At 71.6% G+C, this 15,323-nt stretch carries 11 protein-coding genes; 5 read left to right on the top strand and 6 right to left on the bottom strand.

Translation table 11 applies throughout. The features are described 5' to 3' along the window. The first annotated feature begins 13 nt into the window (after positions 1-13). Positions 14-1,600 carry a Na+/H+ antiporter gene (locus ACWDNY_RS20775; protein WP_451647257.1) on the top strand — a complete coding sequence of 529 codons (1,587 nt, stop codon included), beginning with the start codon at positions 14-16 and terminating at the stop codon, positions 1,598-1,600. Between the two features lie 137 nt (positions 1,601-1,737). Then, positions 1,738-2,478: an SDR family NAD(P)-dependent oxidoreductase gene (locus ACWDNY_RS20770; protein ID WP_451647256.1), complete on the top strand. Its 741-nt coding sequence runs from the start codon at positions 1,738-1,740 to the stop codon at positions 2,476-2,478. A 62-nt stretch (positions 2,479-2,540) separates the two neighbouring features. On the opposite strand, the gene ACWDNY_RS20765 is transcribed toward ACWDNY_RS20770, so the two are convergent. After that, the gene (locus ACWDNY_RS20765) at positions 2,541-3,665 is read right to left on the bottom strand and encodes a mechanosensitive ion channel family protein (protein WP_451647255.1); all 1,125 of its coding nucleotides are present in this window, start codon (positions 3,663-3,665) and stop codon (positions 2,541-2,543) included. Between the two features lie 218 nt (positions 3,666-3,883). On the opposite strand from ACWDNY_RS20765, the gene ACWDNY_RS20760 reads away from it, so the two are divergent. Further along, the gene (locus ACWDNY_RS20760; RefSeq protein ID WP_451647254.1) at positions 3,884-4,453 is read left to right on the top strand and encodes a dienelactone hydrolase family protein; all 570 of its coding nucleotides are present in this window, start codon (positions 3,884-3,886) and stop codon (positions 4,451-4,453) included. A 65-nt stretch (positions 4,454-4,518) separates the two neighbouring features. Here ACWDNY_RS20760 and ACWDNY_RS20755 read toward each other — a convergent pair whose 3' ends face one another. The 4 genes from ACWDNY_RS20755 to ACWDNY_RS20740 all read right to left on the bottom strand — a co-directional run bounded on the left by ACWDNY_RS20755 (position 4,519) and on the right by ACWDNY_RS20740 (position 9,623). After that, positions 4,519-6,201 (bottom strand): alkaline phosphatase D family protein, encoded by a 1,683-nt coding sequence (locus ACWDNY_RS20755; protein WP_451647253.1) that lies wholly within the window; start codon positions 6,199-6,201, stop codon positions 4,519-4,521. Positions 6,202-6,467: 266 nt separating this feature from the next. After that, positions 6,468-7,292: a thioredoxin domain-containing protein gene (locus ACWDNY_RS20750; protein WP_451647252.1), complete on the bottom strand. Its 825-nt coding sequence runs from the start codon at positions 7,290-7,292 to the stop codon at positions 6,468-6,470. Between the two features lie 174 nt (positions 7,293-7,466). Beyond that, the gene (locus ACWDNY_RS20745) at positions 7,467-8,210 is read right to left on the bottom strand and encodes a hypothetical protein (protein ID WP_451647251.1); all 744 of its coding nucleotides are present in this window, start codon (positions 8,208-8,210) and stop codon (positions 7,467-7,469) included. Positions 8,211-8,279: 69 nt separating this feature from the next. Then, positions 8,280-9,623: a DUF2252 domain-containing protein gene (locus ACWDNY_RS20740; RefSeq protein WP_451647250.1), complete on the bottom strand. Its 1,344-nt coding sequence runs from the start codon at positions 9,621-9,623 to the stop codon at positions 8,280-8,282. 325 nt (positions 9,624-9,948) lie between these two features. On the opposite strand from ACWDNY_RS20740, the gene dnaE reads away from it, so the two are divergent. Further along, a complete protein-coding gene (dnaE, locus tag ACWDNY_RS20735) occupies positions 9,949-13,488 on the top strand; it encodes a DNA polymerase III subunit alpha (RefSeq protein WP_451647249.1) in 3,540 nt (1,179 codons plus the stop codon). A 107-nt stretch (positions 13,489-13,595) separates the two neighbouring features. Here dnaE and ACWDNY_RS20730 read toward each other — a convergent pair whose 3' ends face one another. After that, positions 13,596-13,769, bottom strand: coding sequence for a hypothetical protein (locus ACWDNY_RS20730; protein ID WP_451647248.1), 174 nt, complete (start codon positions 13,767-13,769; stop codon positions 13,596-13,598). A 222-nt stretch (positions 13,770-13,991) separates the two neighbouring features. On the opposite strand from ACWDNY_RS20730, the gene ACWDNY_RS20725 reads away from it, so the two are divergent. Next, positions 13,992-15,209, top strand: a complete 1,218-nt coding sequence (locus ACWDNY_RS20725; protein WP_451647246.1) for an NYN domain-containing protein — start codon at positions 13,992-13,994, stop codon at positions 15,207-15,209. Positions 15,210-15,323: the final 114 nt, after the last annotated feature.

The raw sequence follows: 15,323 nt of genomic DNA, 5'->3' as shown, positions 1-15,323 counted from the left end.
AGGAGCGCTGACCGTGGATCAGTTGGCCCTGTTGTTCGTGCTGTTGCTGGGGGCCGTGGTGAGCGTCCCGGTCGGCACCCGGCTCGGGCTGCCGTCGCCGGTCCTGATGACGCTGCTCGGAATCGTGCTCGCCCTGCTCGACTTCGTGCCGAACGTCGACATCCCGCCCGATCTCATCCTGCCCGCCCTGCTGCCGCCGCTGCTGTACGCGGCCGCGCGGCGCACCTCCTGGCGCCAGTTCGCGGCGAACAAACGCCCCATCTTCCTGCTGGCCGTGGCCCTGGTGTTCGTGACCACGGCGTGCGTGGCCACCGTCGCCCACGCGATCGTGCCCGGCATGCCGATCGGCGCGGCCTTCGTCCTGGGCGCGCTGATCGCCCCGCCCGACCCGGTCGCCGCGACCGCGGTCGCCGGGCAGCTCGGGCTGCCGCGCCGCCTGGTGTCCATCCTGGAGGGCGAGGGCCTGTTCAACGACGTCACGGCCATCGTGCTCTACCACGTCGCGGTCGCGGCCGTGGTCAGCGGGACGTTCTCGCCGTGGAAGGCCGGACTGGACCTGGTGCTGTCCGCCGTGGTGGCGGTGGCCGTCGGGCTGGCGCTCGGCTGGGGCGCGAACAAGCTGATGGACCTGCTGGAGGAGGCCACCCTCCAGGTGGGGCTGACCCTGCTGGTGCCGTACGCGTCCTACGTGCTGGCCGAGGAACTGCACGGTTCGGGTGTCCTCGCCGTGCTCACCACCGCGCTCTTCCTCGCCGAGTACGCCACCGACGCCGACGACGTGGTGCGGCGTCTGGCCGGCCACACGTTCTGGGACGTCGTCGACACCCTGGTCACCGGCATCGCGTTCGGGCTGATCGGTCTGGAACTGCACAACGCCGTCCGGACGGCGTCCGGGCGGTGGGGCGAGCTGCTCGGCTGGGCGGCGATCATCGTGGCGGTCGTGGTGCTGGTGCGGCTGCTGTGGCTGCTGCCGGCGACCTGGCTCACCCGGCGGCTGCACGCGCGGCGCAACTCGGACGAGGAGATCCCCACGACCTGGCGGGAGACCGTCGTCATGTGGTGGGCGGGGATGCGGGGGGTGGCGTCCGTGGCGCTCGCCCTGGCCATTCCGCTGAAGACGGACGGCGGCGCGCCGTTCCCCGACCGGGACGAGATCATCTTCATCGCGTTCGGCGTGATCCTGGCGACCCTGGTGCTGCAGGGGCTCACGCTGCCGTGGCTGGTGAGGCGGCTGAACGTGCGGGCCGACACGGACCGGGAGAAGGAGTTCGAGAAACAGCTGGCGACGCGGGCGGCGAAGGCCGCCAAGCGGAGGCTGAAGGAGATCGAGGAGGTCGAGGACCTGCCGGACGAGCTGTCCGAGCAGATGCTGCGGCGGGCGTTCGAGATCGGGGTGCGGATCAGCCCGGACATCGGCGACGCCGAGCGCCGGGAGGCGCACGAGCACCGGGTGCGCAGGCTCAGGCGGGTGCGGCGCATCCAGGGGGAGATGCTGAGTGCGGCACGACACGAGGTGCTGGCGGCGCGGAGCGAGCCGGGAGCGAACCCGGAGATCGTGGACCGGGTGCTGCGCCATCTGGACGTGAGCAGCCTGCGCTGACCTCGCCGTGCGGCGGCCGGCCCCTCGCCCTGCCGTGGGCCGGCGGCGGACCGGGCCGGCCGGCCGCACCCGGTCGGCCCGGTGCGGGAAGACCGCAGTTGCTTCGCCGGACCCCGGTGCCTCTATAGGCTCGGGTCATGAGTCGCAACGTCGTGATCAGTGGTGGCGGCACGGGGATCGGGCTCGCCGCGGCCCGTGCCTTCGCGGCCGACGGGGACCGGGTCCTGCTGCTCGGGCGGCGGGGCGACGTGCTGGAGAAGGCGGCGGTGCCCGGCGCGCTCACCTACGCCGCGGACGTCGGCGACGTCGCCGGTGTGCGGGGCGTCGCCGAGTTCGTGGCCGCGGAGCTCGGCGCGGTGGACGTGCTGGTCCACAGCGCCGGGGGCTCCGGACAGCTGGAACCCCGGGTGGAGCGCGACGACCCGCTCGACCTGGTCGCCGACGACTGGGAGCTGAACTTCCGGATCAACACCCTGACCGCCGTCCTGCTCACCGAGGCGCTGAAGGCCCGGCTCGCCGAGCCGGGCGGCCGGGTGCTGTTCCTCGGTTCCATCGCCGCCTACCGGGGCTCCGGAAGCGGCGCCTACGCGGCCTCCAAGGCCGCCCTGCACCCGTACGCCCACGACCTGGCCCGGCAGCTGGGCCCGCGCGGGATCACCGTGAACGTGGTGGCGCCCGGGTACGTCGAGGACACCGACTTCTTCGGCGACGCCATGACCGAGGAGCGGCGCGCGCAGCGCATCGCGGAGACCTCCACCGGCCGGGCCGGAACACCCGGGGACGTGGCCGCGACGCTGCGCTGGCTCGCCTCCCCGGGCGCCGCGCACATCACCTCACAGATCATCCAGGTCAACGGAGGCGCCGAGCGCGGCCACTGAACCACCCGCGGGGCCGGTGCACCGAACCGGTGCGGCCCGGCCCCGGCCCCGTCGGGGAGGCTTCAGCGGCGGCCCGTCGCCGGCTTCTCCAAGGAGCGCCAGGCGGTGCCGTCGCGGACCGGCCGTTGCCCGCCGGCCGGGCGGCCCGGCGGCAGCACGGCCTCGGCGGTGCTGACGCGGGGCAGCGCGTACGGGTGCTTCTCGCCCAGCCAGCGGATCATCTCCTCGCGCACGGTCACCCGCACGGTCCAGATGTCGTCCGCGTCCTTCGCCGTCACCAGGGCGCGCACCTCGACGGTGGTCGGCGTGGAGTCCGTGACCTGCAGTCCGTAGGCGCGGCCGTCCCAGGCCGGGCACTCGCGCAGGATGTCGCGCAGCTTCTCCCGCATCGCCTCCATCGGGGCACTGTGGTCGAGGTGCCAGTAGACGATGCCGGTCATCTGCGGGGTGCCGCGGGACCAGTTCTCGAACGGCTTGGACGTGAAGTACGACACCGGCATGGTGATCCGGCGCTCGTCCCACGTCCGCACCGTCAGGAAGGTAAGCGTGATCTCCTCGACGGTGCCCCACTCGCCGTCGACGACGACCGTGTCGCCGATCCGCACCATGTCGCCGAAGGCGATCTGCAGTCCGGCGAACAGGTTGCCCAGCGTCGACTGCGCGGCGACACCCGCGACGATGCCGAGGATGCCGGCCGAGGCCAGCAGCGAGGCGCCGGCCGCGCGCATCGCCGGGAAGGTCAGCAGCATCGAGGCGGCCGCCACCACGATGACGATCGCCGAGACGACGCGCATGATGAGCTCGACCTGTGTGCGCACCCGGCGCACTCTGGCCGGGTCCCGGTGCGCGCGGGCGCTGGCGTAACTCGAGTAGGACGTCTCGACGACGGCCCCCGCGATGCGGATGACCAGCCAGGCCGTCGAGCCGATGAGTGTCAGGGTCAGGGTCCGGCTTACGCCCACCCCGTGCGACTCCAGCAGCTCGACCTGGTCGTACGAGCCTCTGAGCAGGGCGGCGCAGAGCGCCAGCTGGTAGGGGATGCGGGCACGGCGCAGCAGGCCCCACAACGGTGTCTCGTGGTGCCTTCCGTCGGCCTTGCACAGCAGCAGGTCGGTGGCCCAGCCGATGACCATGGTGAGGACGACCGAGCCCCCGACCACGATCAGCGGGCGGAGTACGTTCTCCATGCCTGCGAACCTAACCGACGCCGGGCGGGCATCAACATGTGTGATCCCGGCGATTGCGGGTATGGCGCCGCACGATGTGGCGAGGGTCTCGCCATGAGCTCGACGGCGGCTGCCCTGGTCGGCGGGCCGGGCACCCGGGCTGGACCACGGTGACCGGGCGGGCAGCGCGCGCACGGCCGGCGTCGGGTGCCGGCGTGCCCGGCTGGCACCATGGCCCCATGGACATCATGTTCTTCCACTCGACCTACGGCCTGCGACCCGCGGTGCACCGGGCCGCGGACCGGCTGCGTGCCGTGGGACACCAGGTGTGGACGCCGGACCTGTTCGAGGGACGGACCTTCGGCACCGTGGAGGAGGGCATCGCGGCGAAGGACGAGATCGGCAAGGACGAACTGCTCAAGCGCGCCGTGCTGGCCGCCGCCCCGTACTCGGAGCGGGGACTGGTCTACGCCGGGTTCTCGCTCGGTGCCTCGATCGCGCAGACCCTCGCGCTCGGCGACGAAAGGGCACGCGGCCTGCTCCTGCTGCACGGCACCTCGGACATCGCGCCCAACGCCGCCGCGGACGGCCTGCCGGTCCAGCTGCACGTGGCCGAACCCGACCCGTTCGAGACGGACGACTGGCTGAGCGCCTGGTATCTGCAGATGGGCAGGACCGGTGCCGACGTGGAGGTCTACCGGTACGCCGGCGCCGGGCACCTGTACACCGACCCGGACCTGCCCGACTACGACGAGGAGGCGGCCGAGGCCACCTGGCGGGTGGCGCTCGGCTTCCTCGACAGCCTGTAGCGGGACCTGCACGGTGCCGCCCGGGGGGTGCGTCCCGGCGTCCGGCGCCGGTCCCCGCCCGGCGGCTACACCGGGTCGTACGTCCGCTCGACCCGCTGCGTGCCGCTGCGTGTGCGGTACGAGCGGGTCCAGCGCGAGGTGGCGCCGGGGTCCGCGCGGTCGGACAGGACGTAGTAGTCCATCTGCGCGCGGTCGGTGGTGATGTCCAGGACGCCGTAGCCGTGGCGGTCGGTGTCGACCCAGTGCACGTGCCGGTTGGCGGCGCGGATCACCGGCGCGGCCACGGCGGAGACCGTTCCCTCCGGGGCCTTGACGATGTCGTCGAGGTTGTCGGACGTCACCGAGGTGACCACGAACTCCGTGGCGGCCGACGCGGACAGCGGATACGTACCGGCGTCCACCGGTACGTCGTTGGCCCACGCCATGTGGATGTCGCCGGTGAGGAAGACGGTGTTGCGGACGGCGTGCGAGCGCAGGTGGGCCAGCAGCTCCCGGCGGTCGTCCGTGTAGCCGTCCCACTGGTCGGTGTTGAGGGCGAGGCCCTCCTGCGGCAGCCCCAGCAGCTCGGCGAGCGGCTTGAGCAGGTCCGCCGAGAGCGACCCGACGGCGAACGGCGAGATCATCACCGAGTTGCCGACCAGGCGCCAGGTGGTGTCGGAGGCCGCCAGTCCGGCCTTCAGCCAGTCCAGCTGGGCGCGTCCGGTGACGGTGCGGTCCGGGTCGTCGACCGAGCCGCTGCCCGTGGCCGCCTGCTGCGAGCGGAAGGAGCGCAGGTCGAGCAGGGACAGGTCGGCGAGCTTGCCGAAGCGCAGTCGGCGGTACGTGGTGCCCTCGAGCGCCGGGCGGACCGGCATCCACTCGAAGTAGGCCTGCTTCGCGGCCGCCTGACGGGCGCTCCAGGTGCCCTCGGCGCCCTCGGTGTGGTTGACCGCGCCGCCCGACCAGGCGTTGTCGGCGAACTCGTGGTCGTCCCAGATCGCGACGACCGGTGCCGTGTGGTGCAGGGCCTGCAGGTCGGGGTCGGTCTTGTACCTGGCGTGCCGGGTGCGGTAGTCGGCCAGGGTGAGGATCTCGTTCGCCGGGGCGTGCGGCCGGACGACGGTGCCGCGGGTGCCGTACTCGCCGGAGGCGTACTCGTAGATGTAGTCGCCGAGGTGCAGCCAGGCGTCCAGGTCGCCGCGGGCCGCGAGATGGCGGTAGGCGGCGAAGTAGCCTGCCTCCCAGTTGGCGCAGGACACCACGCCGAAGCGCAGGCCCGCGACGGCGGCGTCACGGGCGGGCGCGGTACGGGTGCGGGCGGCGGGGGAGTCGGTGCCGCCGGCCGAGAAGCGGAACCAGTAGTCGGTGGCCGGCTCCAGGCCGCGGATGTCGGCCTTGACGGTGTGGTCGGAGGCGGCGGTGGCGGTGGTGGAGCCCCGGGCGACGACGGTCGTGAACGACCTGTCCTTCGCCACCACCCAGCTCACCTCGGTGTCCGGGCCGAGCCCGGAGCCGGGTACGGCCTCGGCGGTGGGGGTCACCCGGGTCCACAGCAGGACGCCGTCCGGAAGCGGATCGCCGGAGGCGACGCCATGCAGGAAGGCGGGCGCGTCGGTGGCCGCGCGGGCGGGCAGCGCGGCGGCGACCGGGCCGGCCAGCACAGCGGTGGCCGCCGCGGCCTTGACGACCGTACGGCGGCGCGGGAAGAGGGAGTTGGCGAGCTCCGACGACGTCGTCGCACGCTCGGAGGGTCTGTATCGACTGGTCACGGACGATCAGGCTACTGACCGGTGCTGGCAGGGACGAGTCAACTGCCGAACATTCACGGTTTGTTACGTCCGGCGACCCCGGCCGGGAGCGGCCCGGACCGCTCCGTCTCCGCCGCGACTCGGCGCCCTGGCCATGCGCCGGACGCTCGGTCACACGTCGCGGCCCGCGGCCGCGGCGCGCGCGGGAGGGCGCAGAAGTGCCCCGGACCCGGTGCGGGTCCGGGGCACCGCGCCTGCCCCTCGCCGGACGAGCGGAGCGCGCCCGACTAGGAGTTCAGTGCCTTCTGCATGGCGGCGCCGAACTCGGCGGTGCTCATGGGCGCGCTCTGGCCGTCGCTTCCGGTGACCTTCTTGCCGTCCATGACGAGGGTCGGAGTGCCCTGGAAGCCGTACTTCTTGCCGTCCGCGTCGAACTTCTCGCTCATCACCAGCGCCCACTTGTCGAAGGTGCCGTTCTTCACGTCGCCCTGGAACGTCTTGTTGTTCTTCAGCGCGTCGACGGTGTTCGCCACCTTGATCAGGTACGCGTCGTCCTTGAACTTGTCGTCCGTCTCCTCGGGGTGGAACTTGGCCGAGTAGAGGGCCGCCTTGTACTCGAGGAAGGCCTCGGGACTGACGTTCAGGGCGGCGCCCAGCGCGCTCAGCCCGTTGCGCGAACCCTCCCCGGGCAGGTTGGCGTCGAGGAAGCTCGCGCCGACGAACTGGACCTTGTACTTGCCGGCGTCGACGTCCTTCTTGACGGTCGAGCCCACGGTCTGCTCGAACTGGGCGCAGACCGGGCACCGCGGGTCCTCGTACATCACGAGCGTCTTCTTGGCGGTGTCCTTGCCGATGACGACGGTCGTGCCGTCGGTGCCGCCGCTGTGGGCCGGCTTGACGAGCTTCTCGTCCTTCACGGCCTCCCAGTGGCCTGGCTTGTTCGACTGGACGACCGCGTAACCTATGCCGCCGGCCGCCGCCAGGACGGCGACGACCGACAGGCCGACGACGATCTGCCGCTTGGCCTTGGACCGCTTGGCCTCGCGCTCGCGTTCGGCGCGCAGCCTCTCGCGGGCCGCCGTCTTCGCCGCCTGGGCGTTGCGCTTGCTCATGGTGGTGTTCTCCCTGTGGGACGCGCAGGTGCCTGCGCGGTGGACGTGTGGGGGCTGCTCGCGCCGGGGTGGCGCTGGGCCGGGCGGCGGACGGGGCCGTCCGGCCGCGGTGACCGGGGTGCCGCCTCGGGCCGGGCCGCGGGGCGGGCGCACGGGGCGCGGCCGGGCGGTCGCTCAGGCGACGGCGGCCGAGCGGGGCGGTCCGCGCCGTCCCAGGGAGTGCACGAACAGGCGGGTGCGCGGGGCGGTGACCCGCGGTGCGGGGCGCGCCGGGCGGCCGGCGTCCGCGGCGGGCCGTACGGTCCCCGCGGCGACCGCGAGCAGCAGCGGCCGGAAGGTGGTGGCGGCCACCGCGCGCAGCAGCTGGGCCAGGGCCCGCTCACCGCGGCGCAGCCAGGCGGCCGCGACGAGACCGACCGCGACGTGCGCCCCGAGCAGCAGCCAGGCGGTCGCCGGGCCGGCCTGGGCGAGCAGGCCCGCGAGCCGGTCGGCGTCGGCGCCGGACCAGCCGCCGCCCGGCCACCACCCCCCATGGAGGTGCTGGGCACCACCGTCGCCCAGACGGGCGAGCGGGATGCCGACGTCCCTGCCGCCGCACAGCACGTCGAAGCCGACGGAACGCAGCGGGCCGGCCACCGGGCCGCCCGCGCGGCCGTAGCAGACGTGCTGGCCGGTGGTGAAGACCGTGTCGGCGGCCAGCTCGAGCGGGACCAGCAGGGCGGCGATCCGCCCGAAGCCGCGCTCGCGGCCTGCCAGCAGGAACGCCAGCGCGAACACGGCGGCCGCGACGGCGGCCACCGTGTTCAGCGGCAGCGGGACCCTGGACAGCAGCACGTGCGACGCGGTGCTGAGTGTCACGGTCACGGCCGTGAACAGCGCCGCGCGAACGGCTCTGAGCTGGGTCCCGGATATGTCCATAGCGAGAGGAGAGTGTGTCACGGACACCGGTAAGAGAGCCCTAAAGGGTCCGTGTGCGCGTCCTTTCCGTCACAGACCCGGAATGCGGCCGTTGCGGAAGAGGTCCACGAAGATCTGGTGGTCGGCCCGCGCGCGTGCCCCGTAGGCGTGCGCGAAGTCCACCAGCAGGGGAGCGAAGCCCTCCTCGTCGGCCGCGATCGCCGCGTCGATGGCCCGCTCCGTGGAGAACGGCACGAGCGACTCGCCGGACTGGTCGTCGGCCGCGGCGTGCATCGTCGCCGTGGCCCGGCCCAGGTCGGCGACGACCTGCGCGATCTCCTCCGGATCGTCGATGTCGCCCCAGTCGAGGTCGACGGCGTACGGCGAGACCTCCGCCACCAGCTGGCCCGCGCCGTCCAGCTCCGTCCAGCCCAGCCACGGGTCGGCGTGCGCCTGCAGCGCGCGCTGGGAGATCACCGTGCGGTGGCCCTCGTGCTGGAAGTAGTCGCGGATCGCCCGGTCCGTGACGTGCTGGGAGACGGCCGGTGTCTGGGCCTGCTTGATGTAGATCACCACGTCGTTCTCCAGGGCGTCGCTGTGCCCCTCGAGCAGGATGTTGTACGACGGCAGGCCGGCCGAGCCGATGCCGATGCCGCGGCGGCCGACGACATCCTTCACGCGGTAGGAGTCCGGGCGGGCCAGGGACGCGTCCGGCAGCGTCTCCAGGTAGCCGTCGAACGCCGCGAGCACCTTGTACCGGGTGGCCGCGTCGAGCTCCACGGAGCCGCCGCCGGCCGCGAAGCGGCGTTCAAAGTCGCGGATCTCCGTCATCGAGTCCAGCAGGCCGAAACGGGTCAGCGAGCGGGCCACGCGCAGGGCGTCCAGCAGCGGGCCCTGGGCGGTGTCCAGGGTGAACGGGGGTACCTCGTCGCTCTTCGCGCCGGTCGCCAGGGCGCGGACGCGCTCGCGGTAGGCGGCCGCGTAGACCGTCACCAGCTCGGTGATCTGCTCGTCGCTGAGCGCCTTGGCGTACCCGATCAGGGCAACGGAGGCGGCGAAGCGCTTGACGTCCCAGGTGAAGGGGCCGACGTACGCCTCGTCGAAGTCGTTGACGTTGAAGACCAGCCGGCCGTTGGAGTCCATGTACGTGCCGAAGTTCTCGGCGTGCAGGTCGCCGTGGATCCACACGCGCGAGGTGCGGTCGTCCAGGTACGGTCCGCTGTGTATCCCCCCACCGGCCCGGTGCTCCGCCTCCAGGTCGTGGTAGAAGAGGCACGCCGTCCCCCGGTAGAAGGCGAACGCCGAGGCGGCCATCTTCCGGAACTTCACACGGAACGCGGCCGGGTCGGCGGCCAGGAGCTCGCCGAAGGCGGTGTCGAGGACGGTGAGGATCTCCTCACCGCGCTGCTCGTCGTTGAGCTGGGGGACCGACATCGCTGGGTGCCTCCTGGTACGGGACGTGCATATGACGTGTGCGAGACGTACTGGGCGGGTCCGGCGGGACCCCCCTCACGCCAACGCCCGGCGGGACGGGTGAGTGCCCGCCCTTCCCCCGCGCGAAGGCGCGTGGGAGGACCGCTCTCCCGTCGTCCGGCCGCCGCCCCCCGCCGGGGCGCCTCGCGCCACAGTAGCCGTCCGGGTGTCGGTGCCGGGGCATAGACTTCGACGCTGTCCCCCGACCGTCCGCAGCCCGTCGCCCGACCACCACCGTCGGCCGAGCGCCCGGCGCCGCGGCACCCGACCCCCTGGAGGCCGAACCGTGTCGAAGCCGCCGTTCACGCACCTGCACGTCCACACCCAGTACTCGCTGCTGGACGGTGCCGCGCGGCTGAAGGACATGTTCAACGCCTGCGGCGAGATGGGCATGACGCACATCGCCATGTCCGACCACGGCAACCTCCACGGGGCGTACGACTTCTTCCACTCCGCGAAGAAGGCCGGGATCACCCCGATCATCGGCATCGAGGCGTATGTCGCCCCCGAGTCCCGGCGCAACAAGCGCAAGATCCAGTGGGGCCAGCCGCACCAGAAGAGGGACGACGTCTCCGGCTCCGGTGGTTACACCCACAAGACGATGTGGGCGGTGAACAGCACCGGCCTGCACAACCTCTTCCGCCTCTCCTCGGACGCCTACGCCGAGGGCTGGCTGCAGAAGTGGCCGCGCATGGACAAGGAGACCATCGCGCAGTGGTCCGAGGGCATCGTCGCCTCCACCGGCTGCCCCTCCGGCGAGGTGCAGACCCGGCTGCGGCTCGGCCACTTCGACGAGGCCCTCAAGGCGGCCGCCGACTACCAGGACATCTTCGGCAAGGACCGGTACTTCCTGGAGCTGATGGACCACGGCATCGACATCGAGCGCCGGGTCCGCGACGGCCTGCTGGAGATCGGCCGGAAGCTGGGCATCCCGCCGCTGGTCACGAACGACTCGCACTACACGTACGCGCACGAGGCGAGCGCCCACGACGCCCTGCTGTGCATCCAGACCGGCAAGAACCTCTCCGACCCGGACCGCTTCAAGTTCGACGGCACCGGCTACTACCTGAAGTCGACCGACGAGATGTACGCCATCGACTCCTCGGACGCCTGGCAGGAGGGCTGCGCCAACACGCTCCTCGTCGCCGAGATGGTCGACACCACCGGCATGTTCGAAAAGCGCGACCTCATGCCCAAGTTCGACATCCCCGAGGGCTACACCGAGGTCACCTGGTTCCAGGAGGAGGTCCGCCGCGGCATGGAGCGCCGCTACCCGGGCGGGATCCCTGAGGACCGCCAGCGGCAGGCCGAGTACGAGATGGACGTCATCATCCAGATGGGGTTCCCGGGCTACTTCCTCGTGGTCGCCGACTTCATCATGTGGGCCAAGCGCCAGGGCATCGCCGTCGGCCCCGGCCGGGGCTCCGCGGCCGGCTCGATCGTCGCCTACGCCCTCGGCATCACCGACCTCGACCCGATCCCGCACGGCCTGATCTTCGAGCGGTTCCTGAACCCCGAGCGCATCTCGATGCCCGACGTCGACATCGACTTCGACGAGCGCAGGCGCGTCGAGGTGATCCGGTACGTGACGGAGAAGTACGGCGCCGACAAGGTCGCCATGATCGGCACCTACGGCACCATCAAGGCCAAGAACGCCATCAAGGACTCCGCGCGCGTCCTGGGCTACCCGTACGCGATGGGTGACCGCATCACCAAGGCGATGCCCGCCGACGTCCTCGGCAAGGGCATCCCGCTGTCGGGCATCACCGACCCCGCCCACCCCCGCTACTCGGAGGCGGGCGAGGTCCGGGCGATGTACGAGAACGAGCCGGACGTGAAGAAGGTCATCGACACCGCCAAGGGCGTCGAGGGCCTGGTGCGGCAGATGGGCGTGCACGCCGCCGGCGTGATCATGTCCAGCGAGACCATCACCGAGCACGTCCCGGTCTGGGTGCGGCACACCGACGGCGTGACCATCACGCAGTGGGACTACCCGAGCTGCGAGTCGCTCGGCCTGCTGAAGATGGACTTCCTCGGCCTGCGCAACCTCACGATCATGGACGACGCCGTCAAGATGGTGAAGGCCAACAAGGGGATCGACATCGATCTCCTGGCCCTCCCGCTCGACGACCCCACGACCTTCGACCTGCTCCAGCGCGGCGACACCCTCGGCGTCTTCCAGTTCGACGGCGGCCCCATGCGCTCCCTGCTGCGCATGATGAAGCCCGACAACTTCGAGGACATCTCCGCCGTCTCGGCCCTGTACCGGCCCGGCCCGATGGGCATGAACTCCCACATCAACTACGCGCTGCGCAAGAACAAGCAGCAGGAGATCACCCCGATCCACCCGGAGCTGGAGGAGCCGCTCAGGGAGGTCCTGGACGTCACCCACGGCCTGATCGTCTACCAGGAGCAGGTGCAGAAGGCCGCCCAGATCATCGCGGGCTACTCGCTCGGCGAGGCCGACATCCTCCGCCGCGTGATGGGCAAGAAGAAGCCCGACGAACTGGCCAAGAACTTCACCATCTTCCAGGCCGGCGCCCGCAAGAACGGCTACAGCGACGAGGCCATCCAGGCGCTGTGGGACGTGCTGGTCCCCTTCGCCGGCTACGCCTTCAACAAGGCCCACTCCGCCGCGTACGGCCTGGTGTCGTACTGGACCGCCTACCTGAAGGCCAACCACCCCGCCGAGTACATGGCCGCGCTGCTCACCTCGGTCAAGGACGACAAGGACAAGTCGGCCGTCTACCTCAACGAATGCCGCCGCATGGGCATCCGGGTGCTCCCCCCGAACGTCAACGAGTCCGAGGCGAACTTCGCCGCGCAGGGCGACGACGTGATCCTCTTCGGCCTGTCCGCCGTCCGCAACGTCGGCACGAACGTCGTCGACTCGATCATCAAGTGCCGCAAGGCCAAGGGGAAGTACACCTCCTTCCCGGACTACCTCGACAAGGTCGAGGCCGTGGTCTGCAACAAGCGGACCACGGAGTCGCTGATCAAGGCCGGTGCCTTCGACACCATGGGCCACACCCGCAAGGGCCTGACGGCGCAGTACGAGCCGATGATCGACAACGTGGTCGCGGTCAAGCGCAAGGAGGCCGAGGGCCAGTTCGACCTCTTCGGCGGCATGGGTGAGGAGCAGAGCAGCGAGCCCGGGTTCGGGCTCGACGTCACCTTCGGCGACGGGGAGTGGGACAAGACCTACCTGCTCGCGCAGGAGCGGGAGATGCTCGGCCTGTACGTCTCCGACCACCCGCTCTTCGGCCTGGAACACGTCCTGTCCGACAAGGCCGACGCGGGCATCGCCCAGCTCACCGGCGGTGAGCACGCGGACGGCGCGGTCGTCACGATCGGCGGCATCATCTCCGGTCTGCAGCGCAAGATGACCAAGCAGGGCAACGCCTGGGCGATCGCCACCGTCGAGGACCTCGCCGGCTCCATCGAGTGCATGTTCTTCCCGGCGACCTACCAGCTGGTGTCGACGCAACTCGTCGAGGACGCCGTGGTGTTCGTCAAGGGCCGCCTCGACAAGCGGGAGGACGTGCCGCGCCTGGTCGCGATGGAGCTCATGGTCCCCGACCTGTCGAGCGCCGGCACCAACGCCCCGGTCGTCCTCACCATCCCGGCCCTGAAGGTCACCCCGCCCATGGTCAGCCGGCTCGGCGAGATCCTCAGCCACCACAAGGGCGACAGCGAGGTGCGGATCAAGCTCCAGGGGCCGCGCAAGACGACGGTGCTGCGCCTGGACCGGCACCGGGTGAAGCCGGACCCGGCGCTGTTCGGCGACCTGAAGGTGCTGCTCGGGCCGTCCTGCCTGGCGGGCTGACGCCCGCCGCCCGTCGGGCGGTCCGAAAGCAACGAGGGGCGTGCCCGGCAGGACCGGGTACGCCCCTCGCCGTCGCTCATGCGGGCTCAACGGCCGTGCGGCCGACCTCAGTTGTGGCCGAAGCGCTTCTGACGGCTCTTGCGGCCCATGTCACTGGGACTCAGCTGCGGGGCGTGGTGCTCGGTCTGCGATTCCCTCGCGGACTGCTGCGGCTCCTGGGCGCCCTGCGCGGACACCGACGCCTTCTGCTTGCTGCGGTCCTGCTTCCGGTTCTTGGCCATGGTGATCTGCCTCCTGTTGGGGGTCTAGGGGCCAGGGCCGGGATCAGATTCACATACGCTGACAATGAACGCATGTCGGATAATTACCTTCTGTCACAGGGGTGTCGGGCGCCGGATCCCCGAAACGCCACGCCGAAGATCCAGTTCCGGCCGTTAACCCCCGCCGGGTCGGGCAGACTCGAAGCAAGCCGAAGCAAACCTCCCGGGAAGAGGGTGGATCGCGTGGACCGCTGCATCGTCCTGGTGGACGCCGGGTATCTGCTGGGGGCCGCCGCCAGTCTCCTCGCCGGGGAACCGTCGCGGTCCCGCATCACCGTCGACCACACCGCCCTCGTCCAGGGGCTGCGTGAGCAGGCCGAGTCGGACACGGAGCGGCCGCTGCTGCGGATCTACTGGTTCGACGGCGCCCCCGACCGCGTCCCGCAGCCCGAGCACCGCCGGCTGCGCGTGATGCCCCGCGTCACCGTCCGGCTCGGCGCGCTGACGCGCAGCGACGGGCGCTGGGCGCAGAAGGGCGTCGACGCCGCCATGCACGCCGAGCTGACCGAGCTGGCCCGCAACCGGGCCTGCTCCGACGTCGTGCTCGTCACCGGCGACGGCGACCTGCTGCCCGGCATGATGGCCGCCAAGGAGCACGGCGTGGCCGTCCACCTGTGGGCGGTGCAGGCCGCCGACGGCGACTACAACCAGTCCGAAGACCTCGTCGCCGAGGCCGACGAACGGCGGGTGCTGGACCGCACCTGGATCACCAAGGCCGTCCGGGCCAAGGAGCTGACCGGCGTCTGCGCACCGCCGCCGGAGCCCCGGCCCGAGATCGCCGCGATCCTCTCCGCGCCGCTGCCCGAGTCCTCCCTGTCCGCCACCACCGAGCAGCCCGCCGAGGAGACGCGGCACACCGCGCCGGAGACCATCCACGACGGCACCGAGGAGCGCGTGCCCGCAGCCAAGGGCGTGCCGACCCCCAAGGACCTCGCCGCCCTGCGCGCCCACGGCCCGCAGGCCGGTCAGCATCCGGCCACCGCGACCCTGCGCTGGTCCTCCGACAAGGGCTGGGTGGACCGCCCCGGCGTCGTGGCCGAGCCCCCCGAGGCCGTCTCGATGCCGACGCTCGCGCAGCTGACCTCGGCCGAGCAGCGGTGGGCGGACCGGGAGGAGGACATCACGACCGTCGGCGGCGACCCCTTCGAGGTGGGGCAGGTCTTCGCCCGGCGGTGGGTGGAGCGGCTGAGCGACCACGGGCATCTGCAGAGACTGTCCTCGATGTACCCACGCATCCCGCACCGCATCGACGGGGAGCTGCTGCGCTACGCGGCCCGCTTCGGGCTGCTCGCCCACAAGGACGACCAGATCGACGAGCACGACCGTTACGCCATCCGGGCCGGGTTCTGGCGCGAGATCGACGTACGCACCGGCGCGGAGCACGCTCCCGCGGCCGACTAGTGCCGCGGCAGGCAACGTTTGCCCGTCAAGGAGCGGCGTCCGGTGCGTGCTCTCGGCGTGCCGGCCGGACGCCCTCGTACTGGATGTACTCGGGCTTCCGGCCGGTGCGGCGAG

The organism is Streptomyces sp. NPDC003697, from assembly GCF_053587115.1.
Note: the sequence above shows the minus strand (reverse complement) of the source record. Positions and strands in the feature narration are given on the sequence as shown.